This is a genomic window from Paenibacillus intestini, from assembly GCF_030803945.1.
GTDB lineage: Bacteria > Bacillota > Bacilli > Paenibacillales > Paenibacillaceae > Paenibacillus > Paenibacillus polysaccharolyticus.
Genome location: NZ_JAURUN010000003.1, coordinates 472,284 through 494,957, shown reverse-complemented (window position 1 = coordinate 494,957; position 22,674 = coordinate 472,284). Strand labels below are relative to the sequence as shown.

Here is a 22,674-nt window from a genome sequence, read left to right as displayed (position 1 = left end):
TCTTTCTATTTACGTAATTTCGGATCAAGTGCGTCCCGCAGTCCATCACCGAGCAAATTAAATGCAAGCATTGTAATAACCATCAAACCAGCCGGGAACCACATCCGCCATGGATAAAGCGTCCAGCCTGTAAGTGCATCATTAATCATGGATCCAAGGGAAGATCTTGGTGCAGATACACCCAGACCGAGGAAGCTCAAGAACGCCTCTGCAAAGATCGCATTTGGAATAGACAATGTCAATGTAACGATAATCGGTCCAACCGCATTTGGCAACAAGTGACGGAACAATTGACGTCCAGTACTTGCACCCATCGATCTTGCAGCAAGGATAAAGTCTCTATTTTTCAGTTGCATAATCTCACCACGTACAATCCAGGACATACTAATCCAGCCTGTAATGGTAAGCGCAATAATAATCGTTGTAAGACTTGGCTCCAAAACAACCAGCAACAAGATAACAACCAACATGTAAGGCAAAGAATACAAAATCTCGGAGAACTTATTCATAATCCCATCAACTCGTCCACCGTAGAAACCCATGATCGCACCGTAGATAACCCCGATCACAAGGTCAATTAACGCCGCAGCCAAACCTACTGTCAAGGAGACACGTGCGCCTACCCATGTTCTTACCCACACATCACGGCCCAGATCATCTGTACCAAACCAGTGATCCGCACTTGGAGCAGCGTTCGAATTAAGCAGATCATTCGAATAATAATTGTACTTCGTAAACAAAGAAGTTGGTCCAATTATAGCAAACAATACAACAAGCACCAGCACACCAAGGCTAATCATTGCGGCTTTATTGGTTGCCAGTCTGTACATCGCGTCTCTAAAAAGGGAAATACTTTCTTGCGGCTTTACCGCTGCCTGACTGTTCAGGTCAGTATTCGCCGTTCCATTATTGTTATTATTCATGCCAGACAACGTTATGCCCCCTTCCGGCTTTCCAGCTTAATTCTAGGATCAACCAATACGTAAGCGATATCCGTAAGGAAACGCGCTAACATCAGGAGAATACCATAGAAAATAGTAATTCCCATAATCATAGTGTAATCCCGATTCGTAATACTCTCGACAAATACTTTACCAATTCCACCAATGTTAAAGATCTGCTCAATTACAACAGAACCTGTAATAATGTTAGCCGTCATTGGTCCTACATACGTAACAACAGGCAAAATACCGTTCCGTACAACGTGCTTAAACATGATGGCAGGCCATTTCAAACCTTTGGCTTTCGCCGTTTTAATATAGTCTGCATGTAAAACTTCCAGCATGCTTGAACGCGTTAGACGTGCGATAAAGGCAATCGGTGATGCGGACAGCGCAGCAACAGGTAGAACGTAGTCAAGCGGCCCATCAAAGCCCATAACGTTAAACCAGCCTAGTTTAAACGCAAACACGTACTGTAATAACGATGCGAGCAAGAAACTGGGCACGGCGATTCCTATGACAGCAAGCACCATAGTCACATCATCAATCAATTTACGGTGATATACTGCTGCAAGCAGACCAAGCAACACCCCTACAATAATGGAGATGATGATTGCAAACACACCTAATTTCAACGAAGCTGTGAATGTTTCACCAATCATGTCAGAGACATCACGGTTTAGATACTTCATTGAAACTCCGAAGTCCCCTTTAACGATCCCACCCATGTACTTCAGGTATTGTTCATACATCGGTTTATTCAGGCCATACTTTTCTTCAAGAAGAACCCGAATTTCAGGTGAAACTTTTTTCTCCGATGTAAAAGGGTCACCAGGAATGGCCTTCATCAGGAAGAAAGTCATCGATGCGAGTATGAAAAGCGATAGCAGCATAAATAGCAGTTTTTTCAAAACGTACTTAACCAACCCTTGCACACCTCCACAAACAATATTTTGTATACAAATCGATTGTAGAATCAGACCACAATAAAGTCCAATCCATTTATCGGAAATTTCAAGAATTATAAGGAAAATCAGTGCACATACAAAAAAATCGGGATATATATGGAATTCCACATATATATCCCGAAGCAATCATATTAGACTTCAGAACAACTTACTTCTCTTCCAGATATGCACGTGTGAAGTCAATCGCTCCACTAAAATCAAGTTGTACACCTTTCAGGTAAGGCTTAGTCAAAGATACGTTAGTGTAGTAGTAGATAGGCATTACAGCCATTTCATCTTGAATCAGAATTTTCTCAGCATCAGCAAAAGCAGTCATACGTGCAGCTGCATCAGCTGTTTTCACAGTGTCTTTTACGTCTTTGTCATACTGTTCATTGCTGAATTTTGAGTCGTTGTTTGTGTTGCCAGTAGTCCACATTTCCAAGAAGTTGTACGGATCGTTATAATCTGCAGACCAGCCCGCACGAGCAATTTGGAAGTTTTGATTTTGACGGTTCTCAAGGAATACGCCCCACTCTTGGTTTTCTGTTTTCACGTCAACACCAAGATTCTTTTTCCACATATCAGCGATAGCCAAAGCAATTTTAGCATGACCATCACTTGTGTTGTAGATCAAAGTGATTGCTGGCAATGTAGTGTAACCTTCTTCTTTCATACCTTCGGCAAGCAATGTTTTAGCTTCATCCACATTTTCAGTGAAGTAATCATCTTTGTGCTCGTTGCGGAATTCGCCGTTTTCACCACGGATACCTGGAGGAACGAATCCGAATGCAGGAATTTGTCCACCTTGTGTTACTTTATCAACAAGCAGCTGACGCTGAATGGACATTGCAAATGCTTTACGGATTTTAACATTGTTGAATGGTGCTTCATGTACGTTGAACTGATAGTAATACGTACTTGCAATACCAGTAGCTTTGAACTCGTTTGGCAATTCAGCTTTCAAAGAAGGAATTTGGTCCGTAGGAACCTCACCGTTAGGTGCACCAGTATAGTCCAATTGTCCTGACTTGTACGCTTGCAGTTCCGAAGAACTACTACTTGTCAGAGACATATCGATTTGAGTCAATTTGATATCTGAAGCTGCATGGTAGCCTTCATTTTTCTTTACAACAATTTTTTGACCTTTAGTGTATTGATCCATTACAAATGGACCGTTAACGATCATGTTTTTGTAATCTGTGAAGAATTTGTCATTCGTGTCAGCAGATTTGTGTACTGGATAATACGTGTAAAATGCTGTAAGACCCAAGAAGTAAGGCGTTGGGTTTTCCAATGTAACTTCAAGTGTGTGCTCATCCGTAGCTTTAACACCTACTTGAGCGAAATCAGTAATTTTAGTTCCTTTGTAGTCTTTATCTTTGCTCTTGTTAAAACCTTCAGCGCCCTTGATGTAGTACAATTGGTATGCATAAGGAGAAGCTGTTTCCGGTTTCAAAGCACGTTCCCAAGAACGAACAAAGTCTTCGGCAGTAATTGCGTCACCGTTACTCCATTTAACATCTGGGTTCAGGTTGAACACATATTTCAAACCATCTTCAGAAATTGTCCAGTCTTTAGCGACACCCGCGGCTTCTTTACCATTCGCGTCGATACGTACCAGACCTTCATACAAAAATTTCAAAACCGTGTTCGTTTGACTGTCTTTGGCTTGAGCAGGGTCAAACGTAGGAGGTTCAGCCGTTAAGTTAATTTTTAGAACCTGATCTTTGGCAAGAGCCTTTTCTCCGCTTGCAGAATTGTTATCTGGTGTGGTACCTGTGCCTTCATTTTTCGATCCGCACGCTGCAAGTACGGTACCGAACGCCAAGATCAGCGTCAAAAGGACTAATAGACTTTTCCTTTTCATCTAACTTTTCCCCCTAAATTGATGTGGTTTATGTTTATAGATTATACAACCACCGGTCAAAAAAATCTACATTACTTTTTCAGAAAGTAATGTTTTTTTCAGTTTTCGACAAAATCGCCACATCTTTTCGGGATTTTGCGTTATGTAACCTCACATCTGGTTCATAATGTATCTAAATAATCCAAATAAAGTAAACAAAACATATCCAAAACTCATCATCACAAACGACATGCGCCATACGGCCCGGAACATTCTTCCCCCATCGACCTTTCCTTTTAGTCGATTTTGCGCACCTCCGATAAAACCAAGCGCTATTAGTATGAGTATTAATGTCAGATAAAAACCAAAATTCGAATCAAATGTTAAGTTGAATAACGCAGACACGGAGAAAATAAGGAAAAATGTAGTGACGTCCATAGCTGCTCGCAATGCAATCGCCTTATCTTTCTTCCATACCATCATGCCCCAATACACGAGTAAAAAAGGAAAAAAGGGCAATAAACTCAATACGATGAAAAACCCCATTAACTCACCCCTTCTGATTGTATCCCTTGAATCAAATGAAAAAGCATTTCATGTGTAGGTACCTTCAGATTGAACTCCTTTGCCATTTTTATAATTGATCCGTTAATTGATTCAACCTCTGTTATGCGTTTATGTAGTACATCTGCCAGCATGGAGGACGTATTCGAAGCAGTGTCGCGGCATACCCCCTGAATTTGATCCCATAAATCGCCTTCCAATTGTACGTTCATAGCTCCATACACGGTCATTGCCTCATCATACAACTGGTGCATAATGCTAACTCGTTCCTTCATGTGAAGCAATTCACCATTGGGGATTCTCCATATTGCCGTAAGCGGGTTGATAACCGCATTAATGAGCAGTTTTCTGTATATCAGCTTATCGATTTCATTCGACACTGTACAGTCAAATCCTGCCTGTTGCACAACCCTGGCTAAAGTAAATATTTGTTGTTCATCTATTATTCCCACGTTCATTTTCGCCAAACTCTTGCTCAAGCCCAGAAGTGTTTTTCCATAACCGGCCCGGTCCACCTCACCTTTGGTACGTTTAGCCCCTTCAGTTGTAATCGCACTACACAGCAATGCATTTGGCAAAGCAGCCTGTAGCTTCTCCAGATGACCAAGACCATTTTGATAACAAGCAATCTTGAATGGCTGCCGTATCTCTAACGTTAACGTTGCTGCCTGTTCAATAAAATCATTAATATGAGTTTGCTTCACAGTGAGCAGCATCCAGTCTCCAGGTGTCTTGTTCCAATGATTCGCCAGTTGGGATATCGGGTAAGCTTGAATCTCGTACGGCCTGATGTGAATTTCCGCATCCTTCTCGGTAATCCTAATTCCGTCTCGTTTAAGCTGATCGGCCTGCACTGATGTTCTAGTCCAAAAACGTACTCTTTCACCCGATGCTTGCAACTTCCCTCCAAATAGAAGTCCTAGCGAACCTGCTCCTACTACATCTATAATCATCTGATCCCCCTGTTCTGGTCATTTCCTGTACCTTTTGAATCAAACCGAAAAACCTTCTTCTATAATAGTACAAAATGCACACAACTAAAAACCCGTCATACCAGCCGTATGATTACGGAGGTTTGGCGGGCAAATATTACAAGGTTACTTTAATTTTGAATATCGCTACTCGATTCGTTCCAGATTTCCGTTAGCATCCATTTTGAACCTTGTCTTGAGTTCTTCTTCTTCTTCGGATAAAAAAGCAAGCCTGCGTGCACGATCCATAATCTGGATCAATGCTTTGTAATCATCGTTCACGACACGATAATCGGTTTGAACCTCATTAACTTCTTTGGAAAGTCGGTCGTTCTCACAACGTAATTCAAGCAGTTCGTCTTCCTTCTCACGCAATTCCTTCTCAAGCATTTTAAGCTGACGATTGCTCTCCTGTGCAGTTCCTTTCCACTGCCTTAGGAAACGGATGACCGCATCCATAGATAGGGTTTCATCTGACACACCTTCCGTCTTAAAGAGACCTTCCTCGGCGTCTAATGTTGCCAGTGCAGCAACCTGTGGACCAAGTATTGCCGGCTGTTTTCTTAGATAGCTCCGCTTCTGCCTTTGTGCTTTAGCATTGCTGATCGCTGATTCATACTTCTTACGCACACAGCTGTTCCAACGGAACCCACAGGCGGCCGAAGTTCTGCCTATTTTTTCTCCCACTTCTTCAAAAGCGGCTAGCTGCGTACTGCCTTCCCGAATATGACGCAATGTAACCTCTGCCAAAATCAAATCATCCTCTGTGCTCCAAGCATCCTGTCTCACTGCAGTCATGCTATAATACCCTCCTAACACCATCCTGAAATAACCGTCCCCATAACCGGTAACCCGTTATGTGAATTAGGTATAAAAGTTGCTTTACTCAATCTTATGCCTCTCATAGAGTTCATAGAATTGATTTCATACTAAAATGTATTTCCACATTCAGGTTCCCTCATACGTGATCGGTATAATTCTGAACACTTTAATCCTAAGCTGATAAAAAAAGAATTCGCTTTCATACCCAAATTTGTTTACACGTTTTTCCTTTGTCGGTATAATATTATGTAGACAATCTATGAACGTACATAAGAGAGGAGGATTTACCGTGGCACGCATGTTTCGGGTACTCGGGTTCTTCACGCTTGCGATTGGCCTGATGGCTTTTGCAGGAGACTTAGTTGAAATGGCTTTGCTTTTCTTCCTGCAGACTGCGTTTTTTGTCCTTTTGGGATACTTGAAGTTTACAGAACGTACGTATATATTGCTCTTCTGGGGTTATATGATCGTAACGTTCACAGGGTTCAGCTACTGGACTGTATTTCAAATGGGACTGCCGCTCTAATCCGCCAGCAGCATCAAAACAATCCGGCTCTTGTCGGATTGTTTTTTTGTTGTCAGATTACATATGAAGATATAATGGTATGTAACCACTAAGGATATTTTTCGTATGGATTTCATATATTGTTTGGAAGAGTTCTCATCTGCATGATTTTAAAAGGATGGAAGAAAGGAGAATGATTGTGAAGCATCGATATGGCCTAATCGCCATCTTGTTCATTATCATATTGTTTGTGCAATCCGCCTCATCATACGTTTATGGAGAGACTTCGCCCGAAGACACGCAAGCCATTCTTCAAAAAACATTATCTATTGTAGAGATTGATCATGAAATTAAACGTATTAGTGAACAGCAGACGCAATTAGCCAAGCAACATGAGACATTATCTGCCCAACTGCTACAACAGGAAAAGGAAATACATATCCAGCAAGAACGGGCCGGAGCTGTTGTAAGATCCTATTACACAGGAGAGCGCGATAGCCTGCTCATGACAGTGCTTGGAGCAAGATCATTTAAGGATTTGTTTGTTCTATATGACTACTATCAAATCATCATTGGTAAAGATCAAGCTGTTTTGGACAAGTATCAGACTCGCTATAATGAATTGCAACATACGTCTGATCGAATCCGCCAAACCTCTATGGAGCTTACCCAGATGAAAACCAATCTGGAAAACCAGCGAACAAGGGTGGCCCTGCTGCAAAAAGAAGTGGATAAGCAAATAACCGCCAGCGGTGACGCGGCAGCTATTCAAAAATTAATGAATGAATTAACGCTGTATTGGGAGAACGTGGGCATTTACGAGGTAAAACGTTATTTCAAGGCATTGGCGTCAGCCATGCAAAACTTGCCTGATTTTGTACAAAAACAAAACGGAGCGATATCCACCACAGGAACAACCTATACCATTCGTATTGCTCAGGACGAACTAAATATGTTTCTGCGTTCACAAAATGAAATTTTTAACGATTTTGCGTTCACATTTGATTCGAATAAAATTACAGCTTCGGGTAAGCGTGATCAGTTGCAATTAAGCATTGAAGGTCACTATACGGTCGAGAACGAACCGCAAAATTCAATTCGTTTTCATGTGGATAAGCTGGTGTTCAATCAGCTTGAACTGCCTGACACAACACGCAACATGTTGGAGAAAGAGTTTGATCTCGGTTTTTATCCGCAAAAAATTCTGTCCTTTGTCAAAGCTACGGATGTTTCTACAGATGAAGGGGTTTTGGAAGTGAAATTAGCAATTTCATTCTAGGGGTTAACCGTTTTTCTGATGCTGCTCACATACTGGGCAGCACTGATCTCCCCTTCGAGAACCTGTTGAACCCGTTTTTGAAAACGTTCGATCTTCGTTTTGTTTTCAATCCATTGTACCGGAGACTCTTTGCCAAACCAGGGTTGATTTAGAACCATACTGTACCGACTCCTAACCTCACCAACTTCCTTCTCACTCTCTTGTTGTCTTGCAGGCAAACGTTTGGTTTGTTTATACCACTTTTTCTGCGTTACTGCCGAAGCCATGCCTTCAATCCACCGACTTGCTGCATCGGCTTCCGTAGTTCCTGCTGTAATGACCAGACTTCTGGATTCTACCGCCCGCAAAGCCTGCAAAGAGACAGGTGAACTAAACGTTCCCCGACCTTTGGCAACCTCATCTGCATGTAAAATACGAGATAGTGTAGATACAAACATCGGAGTTTGAACCTTATAATCCGAAGCAGATAATACTGGATCTACTGACATAGTCACAATATGGGGTTGAAGCTCGCCGAGTAAGCTTACCCCCTGTTGAAATTCATTTGTCATAGAGGTAAGTTGCATGGTTAGTATCTGGTCGGGACTCATTCCTGGCGGCAAATAACTCAACCACGCACTTGCTTCGTAAATATCATCTATATTCAACGAAATCAAAGGTGCGCTCTTTGTTTGAGATTCCTTGATCAATTTGGACCATTGCTCCCTATTCTGTGGAAAGCCCTGCAATCCAGCCTCATTCAAGTATGAGGGTATTATTCCCATCACATAAGGATCTACATCAAAGGGCATTGCCCATTGATATCCATTCCACTCTGTCATTCCTCGCAACTCAGCAGCTGAATCACCAAGAGCTTTGGAAAGCGTTGTCGCATTCAAAGGAAGCAAATATCCTTTTCTGGCATAATGTTGTACTTGGTCACTATCCAATAAAATAATATCTCCGTTCTCTCCCAAAGAAAACTCCCGATCCAGCACCTCTTTATACTCCTTCGGTTCCACATTGCGGAGATTAACCTCAACATAAATAGAAGCCGCTACTTCTTTAGCCACTTTTTGAAAAGACGCAAACTCCTCTTCTGACATAGATACCAATACATCGAGAGGGGCACTTGTATCCTCATTACGGGATGAAACACCCGTGTATGTATCTTTCTCTTGATTTCGTCCCTGATTATGCTGCGAACCTCTAAAATCAAAGCTAGGTGAAAGGATTGTTAGCGAAAGCAGTAAAACTGCAAATAAAACAACCTGATGTCTACGCTTCATTCACTCTCCCCCTTGAAATAACTTGTTTTATATTTTCTCGCAACCATTATTGTAACAAATATGTAGTGCTCTTGTCCTACCCTGCCAAAAAACACTTTTCTTGTATTTTGCATATTAAGAGCATATCCAGTTCTGTATAACATTTGATTTTAATTTTTTCAGCAAAAAAAGCCGACTTTAAAAGTCGGCTTGCTTTAAAACATTTTCCGGGAAATAAATCCAGCTATCAACAATCAAATTCTTGTTATAACAAGTCTGCCGCAAGCTGTGCCAGCTTGGAACGTTCTCCTTTTTCAAGCATAATATGCCCACTGATTCCCTCTTGTTTGAAACGTTCGACAATGTAGGTCAATCCGTTGCTTGCGGAATCCAGGTAAGGATGGTCAATCTGCTCAGGGTCACCCATCAATATAATTTTACTCCCTTCCCCCACCCGAGATACGATTGTTTTTACTTCATGACGAGACAAGTTCTGAGCTTCATCAATAATGATGAATTGGCCGGGAATCGATCTTCCGCGGATATACGTCAGTGCTTCAACTTGGATACTGCCGAGACCCATCAGTATTTTATCTATATCTCCGGCCTTTTTCGTATCAAATAAAAATTCAAGATTATCATAGATCGGCTGCATCCACGGACGAAGCTTCTCTTCCTTCTCCCCTGGCAAATACCCGATGTCCTTGCCCATAGGTACTACAGGACGCGCGATCAGCAGCTTTTTGTATTTGTGATCATCCTCTACTTTCAGCAATCCTGCTGCCAAGGCGAGCAGTGTTTTACCCGTGCCAGCTTTACCCGTTATCGTCACAAGCGGAATATCGTCGTTCAGCAGAAGCTCCAGCGCCATCCGTTGTTGTGCATTTCGGGCGCTGATCCCCCAGACATTATCATTACTGAGGAACAATGGCTCCAGTTTTGTACCTTCAGTATTCACTTTAAGCAAAGCGGATTTGTTCGTACCCATCTCATCTTTCAGAATGACAAATTCATTCGGGTAGAGAGAATAGGACAATTGCAACGGTTTGATCGGCAAGAAACGATATGTGTAAAACTCATCAATGACAGACGGGTGAACTTTCAGCGCTGTATATCCAGGGTACAACTCGCTAAGCCCAGCAGTCCGATCCGATAAGTAATCCTGTGTGTTCAGTCCAAGTACGTCCGCCTTGATCCGTACCAGAACGTCTTTACTGACAAGAACAACTTGTCGCTCCACCACTTCTTTTTCATTCTCTTCAATCTGATAATTCAGCGCGACGGCCAAGATTCGATTGTCATTGGACACTTCCCCGAACATTTCCTGAACTCTCACAAAACTGCGGTGATTAAGCTCAACTTTTAGATTGCCTCCATTCGCAAGAGGTACGCCACTGTGCAAGTGACCCAGTTCCCTGAGTCCATCCAGCAGTCTGGACACGTTGCGTGCATTACGGCCGATCTCATCGGCATTTCTTTTTTTGGAGTCAATCTCCTCCAGTACAACCGCGGGAATGATTACCTCATGTTCTTCAAAGGCAAATATGGCATTGGGGTCATGCAGAAGCACGTTGGTATCCAATACAAAAATCTTTTTCATTCAATCCCCTCCAAAGCGGCGTCGTTAAAGGCATGGGCTGGAACGTGTTCTCGGGAATGACGAAGTTGCTCTTACGAGCCTTCCGTTTCCCCTCATTCCCGAGTTCATCTTGATCGTGTGATCTTCAGCAGCGGCATGGACAATCATACTCCCATACATAAATGTATTCGACTAGGGCAAAATAATTGTCAACCATTCTGAAAAACTCCAAGAAAGGATGAACATTTATGAAAATGGGGATATGCACGCTGCTTCTAATCTTTGTTCTTACCGGCTGTAATACTTCTACACGTAACGCTTCACAGGAACCGCATGAGATGCATCCTAGAAGTTACGGAGGAAACATAACAACACAGCAAGAAGATCGAATGAATCCTTCACGCTTAGATCACTTCAACGAAAATACGGGCGAGGTACATGATCTCAATGTCGCGGATGATACAGAAATGGGCCGAATGACAAATAAAAAACGAGTGAGTCACCTCAAAGCACTCGCCAAGCAAGTTGAGGGTGTACAGGATGCTAACTGCGTTATACTCGGCAACACAGCGGTTGTCGGCATTGATGTTGATGGTGATCTCGAACGGGCACGCGTTGGCACCATTAAGTATGCCGTTGCAGAAGCTTTGCGCAAAGATCCAGAAGGTGTGGATTCCATCGTAACCGCCGATGCTGATGTCACGGAGCGTATCAAAGAAATTGGTGAGCATATTCGTAAAGGCCACCCAATTTCCGGCTTTGCTTCAGAACTTGCCGATATGGTGGGCCGTATCATTCCACAGCTTCCGAAAGACGTCAAAGTTCGTCAAAACCCGGATGAACCTGCCCAGGATCAGTACATGCAACAACACACATCGGAAAAAAGACAACAAAAAGCCCAGTGATCTCTCACTAGGCTTTTTTCATGGCCGCAAAAACTTGCTCATCAAGCTTCTCTGCAGCACGTTGGTCGTATATTTTGACAAATTGAGGCACAGAGGACAGTTGAGCGCCATAAAACAACGCATTCCTCACCGCTTCAATTCGAATGTCGAAACAGCACATATTAAAGGGTACGTCTTGCAATGGATCTTGTTGCACGGAAGCACGTCCATTGACTGCATACACCATTTCTTCGCCAAAAACAGTAATTGTAACCAGCGGATTGTGTTTCATGTTATTTACCAGACGGGAACGATGATCAATTGCCAAACGAAAAGTTGATGCATTTTCAGCATAAATCCAGGAGATTGCTGTAGAAGTCGGACCTCCAGATTCCACATCTACGGTGTTAAGAAGCACAAAGGTCTCGTCTTTAAATTGCTGTAAAAGCGATTCTGTTAACTGTGTGACGGCTTCGGACATTCAACCAGCCCCCTAACCTTCTTTATGCAATTCTCATCTTGGTTGATGTTATTATATCACACCGCGAACCGAGCTTCCAATCCCCAAAACGATTGCTATTCTTTTGGAGATGACGCTGTGACTTTACCTGAAAGTGTATCTTGCAGTGCCTGTTTGGCATTGGCCAATTCTGTCTCATTGATATATACATAAGGACTTCTCCACTCTCCCGTAACCGGAGTAAAGTGTACATCTGCGGTGGAAATGTTCCAATAGGTTGCTATAAAGTTTTTCATTTGTTCGGATTCCACATCCGTGGTCATGTTTTTATCTACCGCACTGATCACTTTGCCAATCTTGGTGATTCCGCCAAGCGACTTCATCTGATCCAGCATGGCATTCATTACCTGGCTCTGACGTTTATTCCGATCAAAATCATTGGACTCCGCCGTCTTTGGCTTACAGTTGGACTTACGATAGCGAACAAAATCAAGTGCTTCTTTTCCGTCCAAGTGCTGAGCTCCTGCCTTCAGATTAATATCTGTATTGTCAGCCGTATCTCGGTAACACATGTTTTTATCCACCGTAACATCTACTCCACCGACAGCGTTTATCGCATCACGAAAAGCCTGAAAATTAAGAACAGTTGTATAGTTAATATCCACACCGAGGTACTTACCCATCATATCCTTCATCTGGTCTTCTGCCTTCTTGCCAGATGTTTTTTCTTGTGTTTTAAATCGCGGATAATAGGCGTTCAGTTTGTTCGACTTATATCCGTCCAGCTGAATACGCGTGTCACGCGGTAAAGATACCACGGTGGCAGTCTTTGTATTCGGATTAAGTGCAGCAACCATCACAACATCCGATAAAAACGTACCTGTTTCGGGACGATTATCTGTACCAAGCAGCAACATCGTAAGCGGTTTGGTTGTAGCCGACATGCCTGGAGGAACGGGTTTATCTATTCCCGTATTCGCAACTTGGTTGTATAGCCAGTACATATATCCCCCACCGACCAGAATACCGATCACAAGCAGGCTGAGGAACACCTTGAAGAATGCGCGCATACGCTTCTTCTTCGGCGCCTTACCCTTACCGCTCTTGTTGCCTGAATTACCGGATGCATTCGAAGGTTGTCTTCGTGGAGGCAGTCCGTTTGAATTTGAAGTCATGTTCTCAACACCTTTATCACATCTGTTTGGTCTACATAAAACACAACCGCTTTCCCAAGGGAAAACGGATGTGTTTTATGCATAGACAGCATTATGAGTTTCGAGCGGAAGCTTCCGCTTTTTTCTTTTGACGACCTTCAACGAAATAACGCACGCGCACTAACAGCATCAGACCTACAGCTACCAACAAACATTGAATGATGGGCAACTTATCGATCTGAAAAATAAGAAGCATGAACGTACCCATCGCCATCAAGATATACAACACAATTTCCTTACCGATTGGCAATTTCTGACGTACCCGAAAGACCTTGTTATACACGTAAGTAATCAGTACAAAGATGACGATATAGGCGATGATCGGGTGTGATGCAAACCATGCTTGCATGTTAAGGCATCTCCTTTCATGATCATGCTATACAAAATTCAATCATTGGATGGACTTTACTGCTGCACAATGAGATTCTTAGGCGCTCGTTCGACCGTTCCGAGATCGGATCGTTCTTTTGATCGCTGTTGTCCCCGAATTTCTGTGAACACTCTATCAAGTGTTGAAATTCGGGGACAAAGGCGAACGCTTCGCTTCTGCAGAATCGATTCCTCTCCCTCCACTACCGTGGCGAGAGACACGAATCGTTCCATCGTGCAATAATGTCCCTTCAAACATTGACTTTTGTATCTCTTAGAGTAGTGGGTATTACGCGTTATTTTGAGCCATTTTGCGTTGTTTTTCTGAACGCTCACGCTCGGATTTGTTCAAAAGCTTCTTACGAAGACGAATGGATTTCGGCGTGATTTCACAGTACTCATCATCGTTCAAATATTCAAGCGCTTGTTCCAACGAGAAGATAATTGGCGTTTTAATTTTAACCGTATCATCTTTACCGGAAGAACGAACGTTAGTCAGTTGTTTTTCTTTACAGATGTTAACAACGATATCATTGTCACGTGTATGCTCACCAACAATCATACCTTCGTAAATTTCTGTTCCAGGCTCAAGGAAGAGCGTACCACGATCCTCAACACCCATCATTCCGTAGAACGTAGATATACCCGTTTCTGTTGAGATCAGTACACCTTGGTGACGTCCACCCACTTGACCGGATACGACTGGAGCGTAGCTGTCAAATGCATGGTTCATTACGCCATAACCACGAGTCAATGTGAGGAAGTTCGTGCTATAACCAATCAGACCACGTGCAGGAATCAGGAACTCCAGACGGACTTGACCGCTACCATTGTTGATCATGTTAACCATCTCTGCTTTACGTGCGCCCAGGCTCTCCATGACGGAACCCATGCTTTCTTCAGGGATGTCAATCAACAAGCGCTCAACAGGCTCCATTTTCTTACCGTCAACTTCTTTGATGATAACTTCTGGTTTGGATACTTGAAGCTCATACCCTTCACGACGCATATTTTCAATCAGGATACCGAGGTGAAGTTCACCACGTCCGGAAACGATAAATGCATCCGGGCTCTCTGTTTCTTCAACACGAAGAGATACGTCAGTTTCCAATTCTTTTAACAAACGCTCGCGCAGTTTACGGGAAGTAACCCATTTACCTTCGCGGCCTGCGAATGGACTGTTGTTTACGAGGAATGTCATTTGCAGTGTTGGCTCATCAATTTTCAGAACCGGCAAAGCTTCAGGGTTGTTCGGATCAGCAATCGTTTCACCGATGTTGATATCCTTAATACCTGCGATCGCCACGATGTCACCTGCGCCAGCTTCCTCTGTCTCAACACGTTTCAGACCTTGGAAACCGAACAGTTTCTCGATACGAGCTGTTTTGCTTTTGCCATCACGCATAATAACAGTAACGGATTGGCCTTGACGGATCACACCGCGGTTTACACGACCGATAGCGATACGTCCAAGGTATTCATTGTAGTCCATCAGCGTAACGAGGAATTGCAGTGGCTCTTCAACGTTCTCTGTTGGATGAGGGATATGACTTACGATGGTATCGTAGATCGCCATCATGTTGTCATCTTGTTTGGCAGGATCGTCTTCCATGCTGGATGTTCCGTTCAATGCGGAAGCATATACAACAGGGAATTCAAGTTGTTGATCGTTGGCACCCAGTTCGATGAACAGGTCAAGTACTTCATCAATAACCTCAGCCGGACGAGCCGCTGGACGGTCAATTTTGTTTACAATTACGATTGGAGTCAAGTTGTGCTCCAGTGCTTTACGAAGTACGAACTTCGTTTGTGGCATGCAGCCCTCATAAGCGTCAACAACGAGCAATACGCCGTCAACCATTTTCATGATACGTTCTACTTCACCACCGAAGTCGGCGTGTCCAGGTGTATCTACAATGTTAATCAGGTAATCTTTATACGTTATAGCCGTGTTTTTGGCCAAAATCGTAATACCGCGTTCACGCTCCAAATCGTTGGAGTCCATTGCGCGCTCCTGTACAGTCTCGTGGTCACGGAATGTACCGGATTGCTGGAGCAACTTGTCGACGAGTGTTGTTTTCCCGTGGTCGACGTGGGCAATAATCGCAATATTGCGAATGTGTTCTCTTGAATGCATGGTTTGTATCCATATCCTTTCCAATTTCAATTCTTATCTACTAAACTTCCCGCAAAATCGCAGGTTACTCACAAAATAAGCGTCGGTGATAACCCGACGCATGTCTATATCCCTTATATTATAGTTTATCATAGGTAAAAATCAAGATATTTCGCTCGAAACTCCATTGGTTAAGACCGGAGATGTTTACCATCCCCTGCCTCGGCCTATACGCCCTCGCCCAGCAAGCAACCAGACTCCACCCAAAATAAGCAGAACAGCAAGTACATAAATGATCCCTGTCTGTAACAGCGTAAACGCCAACAATACGATGGATACCGCTCCGATAATTAGGGCAGCAGGATAGACAAATTCGGGTCTTCGCCGCTCAACTGCACCATATCCAAGCAAGCCGACAGCTATTCCAAGCAATAGGATTGGCCACAAATTTCTCATTAGCCCGGCTCCCCATATGTTCGTTATGCTGAACAGTACACCATACACCGTGAGAACTCCCGCAGGCATTAACGACCAGGACGGCGCAATTCGGGCATAAAACAATGCATAAAGAGCAATACCTGGCAGCAATAGCAACAGAGGCCAGAAATTTCGACCAATAAACCCAAAAACTCCTAATTTACCGAGCAAAATGACAAGACCAGCAACTACAATAAATAATCCGATCGCTCTTTCATTCTTCATTATAATCACCTCTTGTTTTCGTTAATTATGTAATTCCGAACTATGCTGACTCTCCCAGTACTAAACACATTTTGAATTGTAAAAACAAGCTATAACCTGATGTTAACAGTGTATCTGATGTTTCCACAAAAAACTATACTGATGTCGAAAATGAGTCGTCCTAACTCAAGCGAAATAAACATTATGCCTCCAACCTTAATCTGTATTCCCTTTAGAGACACCATATATAATATCAGATAAACTTACGATACGAAGTATCTTCCCCATGCGAAAAAACATAGATTTTTCTTGGCGGAACCCCTCAGGCATATTTAAAAACAGAAAAGGTATCCCTTATGGGATACCTCTCAAACAAAAAGCAAATTTCAACTCATGTTGACATCTAAGCATTTCGGCGAACGAATCTATGTGCCCCTCCCGCCGCTATAACCAGACAAGCTAACGCTGCTGGTAACATTGCATGAGCCTGTGCTGCCATTCCGCCCAGCCACTCCCCTAGCTTCGGGTCTCTCATCAACATTTCTCCTGCGGTAAACGCAAGTATTCCTGATCCCGCATACACCAGAATCGGAAAGCGTTTGAGCAGTCCCACAATGACACCACTACCCCATACTACAATAGGAATACTAATAGCAATCCCGATAACAATTAGAGCCAGGTCTCCATCCGCCAATGCAGCTATCGCTAATACATTATCCAGACTCATCACGAAATCAGCTACCAATATTGTCTGAATCGCTTTCCAGGTTGTGGATGCGTTACGGATATGTACCTCATCATCATTTTGAAGCAGCAGCTTCAGCGCAATCCAGAACAATAACAACCCGCCTGCCGCCTGAATAAAAGGAATCCCCAGCAACAGTACAGCTGCGAAAGTAAGTATGCAACGTAGAAGTACTGCACCAAGTGCTCCCCACCATACTGCTTTTTTACGTTGAGCTGGAGGTAAATCTTTGCTCGCCATTGCAATGACAACTGCGTTATCTCCACTCAATACCAGATTAATCATTAAAATTTGTGTTAACAACCATAGCGTATCCATCTCCTCATCCCCCCACTCTAACTTGTATGTGAAAGATGTACATGCTATTCTTAGTGTTTGAAGAATATATAAGGAGTGACATATCACATGGAGCTGTTTAGTCCAACATTCTGGCTGTCCCTGCTGAATGTTGTCTTTATTGATCTGATCCTGGCTGGCGATAATGCCATCGTCATTGGTCTTACAGCCAGAAATCTCCATCCTTCCGTGCAAAAAAAGGCCATCCTGTTCGGCACAGGCGGTGCACTTCTCATCCGAATTGCAGCTACAGTCGTTGTATTATGGTTGCTCAAAGTGCCTTGGCTCTTACTTGTAGGAGGTTTGCTTCTGGTCTGGATTGCCTATAAACTGCTGGCTGATCAGGGAGAGGAACACAATGACATTCAAGCCGATACTTCCCTATGGGCCGCTGTTCGTACAATCATCATTGCTGATGCAGCCATGGGACTAGACAACGTGATTGCCGTCGCGGGGGCTGCACAACAACATCTAGTACTTGTTATCCTCGGATTGCTGATTAGTGTGCCGATTATCGTTTGGGGTAGCACCTTATTTATCAAACTGATTAACCACTTTCCATGGATTATCTATGTTGGCGCTATGGTACTAGGTTATACTGCTGCCAATATGATTACTGAAGAAAAACGGATTATGCCTTTTTTCACGGAGCATCCGGCACTCCGCGTCTTGTTTATCGTTGCAGTGATAGGAGGCGTTGTTTTTGCGGGTTACCGTAAACGAAGCACAAGTAAGAAAGCTCGAGCTGAACGGCAACGTTCTTATTCATAGACGGGCCAAGGAAATAGAGGCAATACATTTAAGAAATAACGTCTCACAAAAAGAACAGGACTACCCCTTCTCACCTTGGTTAGTCCTGTTCTTTTTGTGTTCTATTTACATTTCATTTGTTATGTCTACCTCTAATTTGGCATGCCCCAAATAACCGCCACATTTAAAACCAGTCATCCTTCATTTCACTGTTCTCTGACTGCCCCGTCAATACTGAAGCTTCCCCGGCATACAAAGTTATCGTTTCTGTCTGTTCTACCGCTTGATCCAGCCATTCCGGAAGATGGCTCATCGTTGCTTCGATTTTATCCACAATCCGCAGATTCGGGTTGGTGGATGGTGATTTTGGAACAAACAATGTACAGCAATCTTCATAAGGCAGAATCGAGATATCATACGTTCCAATCTGTTTGGAAAGTGAAATAATCTCCTGCTTGTCCATCATGACCAGCGGTCTCAGCAGAGGCAGGTCCGTAGCGCGGCCGATGACATTCATGCTCGGAAGGGTTTGGCTTGCTACCTGACCCAGACTATCACCAGTAATCAGCGCCAATGCACGTTCGCGTTCTGCCAGCTTGGTGGCAATTCGTAGCATGGAACGCCGCATTAAGGTAATAATCAGATTATCTTGACCCAACTGAGTGAATGCGGTCTGAATCTCTGTAAATGGAACCAGGTGTAATTTGATCGAACCCGCGTGATCTGCAAGCGCACGGGCAAGATCAATCACTTTTTCTTTGGCCCGCTGACTGGTAAAAGGATAACTATAAAAATGCACACACTCGACTTCGAGTCCCCGGCGCATAGATGACCATGCAGCTACGGGACTATCTATCCCCCCGGATAAAAGAACCATTGCCTTGCCATTTGTTCCAAGCGGGAATCCGCCTGCGGCAGGAATGACTTCACTGAAAATATATGTGCCTTGTTCGCGGATTTCTACACGCAACTCGATATCAGGGTCACGCACATCGACCTTCAACTGCTGAAATTTGCGCAGAATCGGTGAACCGACCAAATGATTTGTTTCATGAGAAGAATGCGGGAAGGCCTTCCACACTCGGCGCGCATTTACCTTGAAGGTCGTGACTTCACCGAATTCTTCAGCTCGTTCATCCATAAACGCAACCGCAGTTTGAACAATTTCGTCAATCTCGGAAGGGGTTACTTTCACAGGACTGATGGACGCTACACCAAATACACGTTTGAGCACGGGAATAAGCTGTGTGTGGGATTCACCACCAAGATCCACGTAGACTCGGCCGTATTCTTTACGCAGACTTGCCCCTGGATAAGGCTTAAGCAGTGCCTTGACTTGAGTGATGATCGTTTTCTCAAATCGCGCACGATTTTTTCCTTTTAACATAAACTCTCCAAAACGGAGAAGTAGCATATCATAATTCAACATTTAATTTACATCCGCCTTTCGAGTGGCCGTAATTGTGCCACCATCTGATGCAGTGCCTTTTCCAGCATGGCTGCATCCTCTTCTGTATGTTCGTCACCGAAACTAATTCGCAATCCCCCAGCGGCACAGGCAACATCTCTTCCCATGGCAAGCAGCACCCGGCTTGGCTCAGCCGAACGCGAGGAGCATGCCGACTGGGTAGACACCGTACAGCCAAGTTGCTCCAGGGTATGCAAGGCTACTTCTGCTTTCATAGCAGGATAGGAAAAATGTACAATATGTGGCGCTCCGTCATGCGTACTGTTGAGCTCGAGCTCCGGGATAGCAGCAATCGTCTTCATCACCCGGTCTCGAAGTATGCGAATTTGACTCGAAAAATCAATCTGCCTTTCTGTTGCGATTCGCATTGCCTTGGCCATACCCACAATCAGAGCCGTATTCTCTGTGCCTGCTCTTAGCCCATGCTCCTGTGAGCCGCCGGATAGCAGTGGTATAAGCTCTACGCCACTTCTCACATAGAGGAGCCCGGCACCTTTCGGCCCACGGATTTTATGAGCGGACAAACTGTACAGATCCGCTTTCCATTTGGCTGGTGCAACGTGCACTTTTCCGAAACCTTGTACGCCATCTACATGAAAAAGGACCCGTGGCGCGTTTTTTTTGAGCAGATTACCAATCTCTTCTACCGGATGAATCGCACCCGTCTCATTGTTCACATGCATCAGACTAACAAGCACGGTGTCGGAACGAACAGCTTTTAGTACCTGCTCAGCAGTAACGACACCTCTTGAATCTACAGGGATAAAGGTTACATCCCATCCCCATTGCTGTAACTGCAACACACTCTCATACACAGACGCATGCTCCGTTGCCGTAGTTATAATATGTTTTCCCCGTGAACGATACCGAAGTGCAGCCCCCTTAATCGCGAGGTTATTACTCTCCGTTGCTCCGGATGTAAATACGATTTCATCTGCTTTTACACCGATTGTGGCTGCACAGCCTATCCGCGCTCGGCGTAGTAATTGATCTGCACGTTCACCGTATCCATGAATCGACGACGCATTTCCGAACTGTGTTTCCATAATTTCCGCCATCGTGCGAACCACATCGGGATATGGAGGAGTCGTTGCAGCATAATCAAAATATTTCAAAACAAGGTGCACCTTCCTTATTCGTTCGTTCATTAACCTATATTGAGCATTGTACCACGATCTCCGTACAACACAAAAAAAAGACCAACTGAAAGTAGGCAATGAAGGCCTGCCTTTTAAGCTGGATCTCTTTGTTTGGGACATGCTCAGAAGATGTCCATTTTAGATCGAATATTTGGAACGAGCCCGTTCAACTTTGGTAATATAATTTTGCGTCTCCACAGGCAACAAATGGAGCATGCTCATCAGTTCATTATCATTGGTAACGCCCAGTCTGGACAACCGACCTGGGCCAGCATTATAGGCTGCCAAAGCCATTTTCTCCTGCCCGCCAAAACGCTGAAGCTGAAGGGATAAATATTTGGTGCCTGCATCGATATTTTGACCCGGGTCGAAGGAGTCACTCACACCAAGTCCGGCTGCCGTACCATCCATTAATTGCATCAGCCCCTTCGCACCTGCCGAAGAGACAACATTCGGATTAAAACCCGATTCTGTATCGATGACCGCTTTGATTAAAGATTCAGGGACCCCGTACTTCGCACTGGCCTGTGAGATCAGTGATTCGAAATCCGTAGGCACGGATTTGCCGGAATCAGCTTGTCCTGTATTACTCAAAGCAAGCAGTGAATCCAGATTACCTGCTTGGGAGGAACCCGTAATATTCGTATCCGGACTATAGGAACTGCCAAGTTGCAACCACAACAAACCGTCATTGGATCGCTTAGAGGTCGAAGTTTGATTTTCCGTATCGCTCAGACTACGATTATCCGCATTTAACAATCCATCCATCATATTTGAAAAGTCAGTCGTCGAACCAGTTGGCACAGCTGATCCGTTCGTTTGATTATTGATATTGGACAATTGCAACTCCAATAATTGCCGCGAATTGCGTGGATCAATTTGCATGAGTTAATTCCACTCCCGTTTCATTCAAGCTAGATGACTTTATTCTACATGGTTTTACAGACAGGTTCCATCATTTTCATAAAAAATAGCTGATTAGACGTTAAAAATATGCGCAAATGTGAAAAAAACCTTCTGATTCACCATAAGGAAGTGAATACAGAAGGCTTTTCTATTGTCCTGAGATCCGAGGATAACTCTTCCATCCCATGAACGAATGTCCGCTTTTTTTAACGTGCAAAAGGAATCATAAAAAAGTAACTCAGTGTAGCGACGATACCTAGTCCGATGGACCAGGCTCCTGCTGTCTTGCGTCCATTCACATAAGCATAATAACCAAGTACAGCCGCAGCGGGACCCAATACAATGGACCACATGAACAACGACGCGATACCAAAAGCAAGACCCATATACCCTGCAACACGGCCTGTGGATTCCATTACACGATCAGCCTCATGTTTCTGCGGTACTGCATCTGAATCGACACGGTTGCTCTCCCTGGTTCGCACGGTTGCTCTCGGCGTAATCTCCGCACCGTATTCCTCACGATATGCTTTTCTTGGATAATCCACACGCTGGCGCTGTTGTTGGCTCTGCGATTCTGTGTTGTAACGATCCAAATGTTCGTCATTGAAATCATCATTCTTCACGTGAAAGCACCTCCGTTAATGGATTGGATGACTGCTTACTTGGGTCTGAATGTGTGACAGCATGTTGCTGAAGAGGTACGCGCATGATCATGATGATCGGAGTCAAAAGTCTCTCCGGCAAATTCCTCATGCAGACGACGGGTAGCGTGCTGGTCAATGTCAATCATGATGGCATCGGCCTGGCAAAAGTTGTTTTCTCCCCAGAAATGACAGTTGGAAACGCTGCATTTGACAATTGGTTTGTCATGGCTCATTTTTTATCACCTCGACATCTAA

The 22,674-nt window shown here is 43.9% G+C and carries 24 protein-coding genes; 4 read left to right on the top strand and 20 right to left on the bottom strand.

Going from position 1 to position 22,674, the window contains the following annotated elements:
* Positions 1–5 precede the first annotated feature (5 nt).
* The 6 genes from J2T16_RS11440 to J2T16_RS11415 all read right to left on the bottom strand — a co-directional run bounded on the left by J2T16_RS11440 (position 6) and on the right by J2T16_RS11415 (position 6,070).
* Positions 6–923 carry an ABC transporter permease gene (locus tag J2T16_RS11440; RefSeq protein WP_260510933.1) on the bottom strand — a complete coding sequence of 306 codons (918 nt, stop codon included), beginning with the start codon at positions 921–923 and terminating at the stop codon, positions 6–8.
* An 11-nt stretch (positions 924–934) separates the two neighbouring features.
* Positions 935–1,867, bottom strand: a complete 933-nt coding sequence (locus J2T16_RS11435) for an ABC transporter permease (protein ID WP_154957764.1) — start codon at positions 1,865–1,867, stop codon at positions 935–937.
* Positions 1,868–2,057: 190 nt separating this feature from the next.
* Complete coding sequence (locus tag J2T16_RS11430; protein ID WP_221788952.1) at positions 2,058–3,758, bottom strand: peptide ABC transporter substrate-binding protein; 1,701 nt, start codon at positions 3,756–3,758, stop codon at positions 2,058–2,060.
* Between the two features lie 150 nt (positions 3,759–3,908).
* Positions 3,909–4,283, bottom strand: coding sequence for a DUF3397 domain-containing protein (locus J2T16_RS11425; protein ID WP_154957766.1), 375 nt, complete (start codon positions 4,281–4,283; stop codon positions 3,909–3,911).
* Entirely contained in the window at positions 4,283–5,254 is a 972-nt protein-coding gene (locus tag J2T16_RS11420; RefSeq protein WP_499018355.1) for a ketopantoate reductase family protein, read from the bottom strand. The genes J2T16_RS11425 and J2T16_RS11420 overlap by 1 nt, the downstream gene beginning before the upstream one ends.
* A 165-nt stretch (positions 5,255–5,419) precedes the next feature.
* The gene (locus J2T16_RS11415) at positions 5,420–6,070 is read right to left on the bottom strand and encodes an RsfA family transcriptional regulator (protein WP_221788948.1); all 651 of its coding nucleotides are present in this window, start codon (positions 6,068–6,070) and stop codon (positions 5,420–5,422) included.
* A gap of 313 nt (positions 6,071–6,383) precedes the next feature.
* Here J2T16_RS11415 and J2T16_RS11410 point away from each other — a divergent pair, with 313 nt between their 5' ends.
* Both J2T16_RS11410 and J2T16_RS11405 read left to right on the top strand, forming a co-directional pair.
* A complete protein-coding gene (locus J2T16_RS11410) occupies positions 6,384–6,620 on the top strand; it encodes a DUF2626 domain-containing protein (protein ID WP_090923772.1) in 237 nt (78 codons plus the stop codon).
* 178 nt (positions 6,621–6,798) lie between these two features.
* Positions 6,799–7,878 carry a hypothetical protein gene (locus J2T16_RS11405; RefSeq protein ID WP_221788946.1) on the top strand — a complete coding sequence of 360 codons (1,080 nt, stop codon included), beginning with the start codon at positions 6,799–6,801 and terminating at the stop codon, positions 7,876–7,878.
* On the opposite strand, the gene J2T16_RS11400 is transcribed toward J2T16_RS11405, so the two are convergent.
* Positions 7,875–9,146 (bottom strand): ABC transporter substrate-binding protein, encoded by a 1,272-nt coding sequence (locus tag J2T16_RS11400; RefSeq protein WP_221788944.1) that lies wholly within the window; start codon positions 9,144–9,146, stop codon positions 7,875–7,877. The genes J2T16_RS11405 and J2T16_RS11400 overlap by 4 nt on opposite strands.
* Before the next feature lie 244 nt (positions 9,147–9,390).
* Positions 9,391–10,725, bottom strand: coding sequence for a PhoH family protein (locus J2T16_RS11395; RefSeq protein WP_090923774.1), 1,335 nt, complete (start codon positions 10,723–10,725; stop codon positions 9,391–9,393).
* Positions 10,726–10,952: 227 nt separating this feature from the next.
* Here J2T16_RS11395 and J2T16_RS11390 point away from each other — a divergent pair, with 227 nt between their 5' ends.
* Positions 10,953–11,609, top strand: coding sequence for a YhcN/YlaJ family sporulation lipoprotein (locus J2T16_RS11390; RefSeq protein WP_154957771.1), 657 nt, complete (start codon positions 10,953–10,955; stop codon positions 11,607–11,609).
* Positions 11,610–11,616: 7 nt separating this feature from the next.
* Here the strand turns inward: J2T16_RS11390 and J2T16_RS11385 are convergent, their stop codons facing one another.
* The 7 genes from J2T16_RS11385 to J2T16_RS11355 form a co-directional block, all read right to left on the bottom strand.
* Entirely contained in the window at positions 11,617–12,069 is a 453-nt protein-coding gene (locus J2T16_RS11385; protein WP_090923776.1) for a pyridoxamine 5'-phosphate oxidase family protein, read from the bottom strand.
* A gap of 95 nt (positions 12,070–12,164) precedes the next feature.
* Positions 12,165–13,223, bottom strand: a complete 1,059-nt coding sequence (locus J2T16_RS11380; RefSeq protein ID WP_221788943.1) for an LCP family protein — start codon at positions 13,221–13,223, stop codon at positions 12,165–12,167.
* A 91-nt stretch (positions 13,224–13,314) separates the two neighbouring features.
* On the bottom strand, positions 13,315–13,611 hold the full coding sequence (locus J2T16_RS11375) for a YlaH-like family protein (protein ID WP_090923778.1): 297 nt from the start codon (positions 13,609–13,611) through the stop codon (positions 13,315–13,317).
* Positions 13,612–13,667: 56 nt separating this feature from the next.
* Positions 13,668–13,865 carry a hypothetical protein gene (locus tag J2T16_RS11370; protein WP_221788942.1) on the bottom strand — a complete coding sequence of 66 codons (198 nt, stop codon included), beginning with the start codon at positions 13,863–13,865 and terminating at the stop codon, positions 13,668–13,670.
* A 55-nt stretch (positions 13,866–13,920) separates the two neighbouring features.
* Positions 13,921–15,768: a translational GTPase TypA gene (gene typA / locus J2T16_RS11365; RefSeq protein ID WP_499018353.1), complete on the bottom strand. Its 1,848-nt coding sequence runs from the start codon at positions 15,766–15,768 to the stop codon at positions 13,921–13,923.
* A gap of 186 nt (positions 15,769–15,954) precedes the next feature.
* Entirely contained in the window at positions 15,955–16,455 is a 501-nt protein-coding gene (locus tag J2T16_RS11360) for a hypothetical protein (protein ID WP_154888630.1), read from the bottom strand.
* Between the two features lie 376 nt (positions 16,456–16,831).
* Positions 16,832–17,491 carry a TerC family protein gene (locus tag J2T16_RS11355; protein ID WP_154957774.1) on the bottom strand — a complete coding sequence of 220 codons (660 nt, stop codon included), beginning with the start codon at positions 17,489–17,491 and terminating at the stop codon, positions 16,832–16,834.
* Positions 17,492–17,578: 87 nt separating this feature from the next.
* Between J2T16_RS11355 and J2T16_RS11350 the strand changes: the two genes are divergently transcribed.
* On the top strand, positions 17,579–18,280 hold the full coding sequence (locus J2T16_RS11350) for a TerC family protein (protein WP_336120567.1): 702 nt from the start codon (positions 17,579–17,581) through the stop codon (positions 18,278–18,280).
* Between the two features lie 163 nt (positions 18,281–18,443).
* Here the strand turns inward: J2T16_RS11350 and thiI are convergent, their stop codons facing one another.
* From thiI to J2T16_RS11325, 5 genes are all read right to left on the bottom strand, one after another.
* Complete coding sequence (thiI, locus tag J2T16_RS11345; protein ID WP_221789135.1) at positions 18,444–19,685, bottom strand: tRNA uracil 4-sulfurtransferase ThiI; 1,242 nt, start codon at positions 19,683–19,685, stop codon at positions 18,444–18,446.
* 8 nt (positions 19,686–19,693) lie between these two features.
* Positions 19,694–20,842, bottom strand: a complete 1,149-nt coding sequence (locus tag J2T16_RS11340) for a cysteine desulfurase family protein (RefSeq protein WP_341181121.1) — start codon at positions 20,840–20,842, stop codon at positions 19,694–19,696.
* Positions 20,843–21,004: 162 nt separating this feature from the next.
* The gene (locus J2T16_RS11335) at positions 21,005–21,751 is read right to left on the bottom strand and encodes a lytic transglycosylase domain-containing protein (protein WP_499018352.1); all 747 of its coding nucleotides are present in this window, start codon (positions 21,749–21,751) and stop codon (positions 21,005–21,007) included.
* A gap of 227 nt (positions 21,752–21,978) precedes the next feature.
* The gene (locus J2T16_RS11330; protein ID WP_445667206.1) at positions 21,979–22,398 is read right to left on the bottom strand and encodes a hypothetical protein; all 420 of its coding nucleotides are present in this window, start codon (positions 22,396–22,398) and stop codon (positions 21,979–21,981) included.
* Positions 22,399–22,433: 35 nt separating this feature from the next.
* Entirely contained in the window at positions 22,434–22,652 is a 219-nt protein-coding gene (locus J2T16_RS11325) for a DUF1540 domain-containing protein (RefSeq protein WP_090914705.1), read from the bottom strand.
* Between the last annotated feature and the right edge of the window lie 22 nt (positions 22,653–22,674).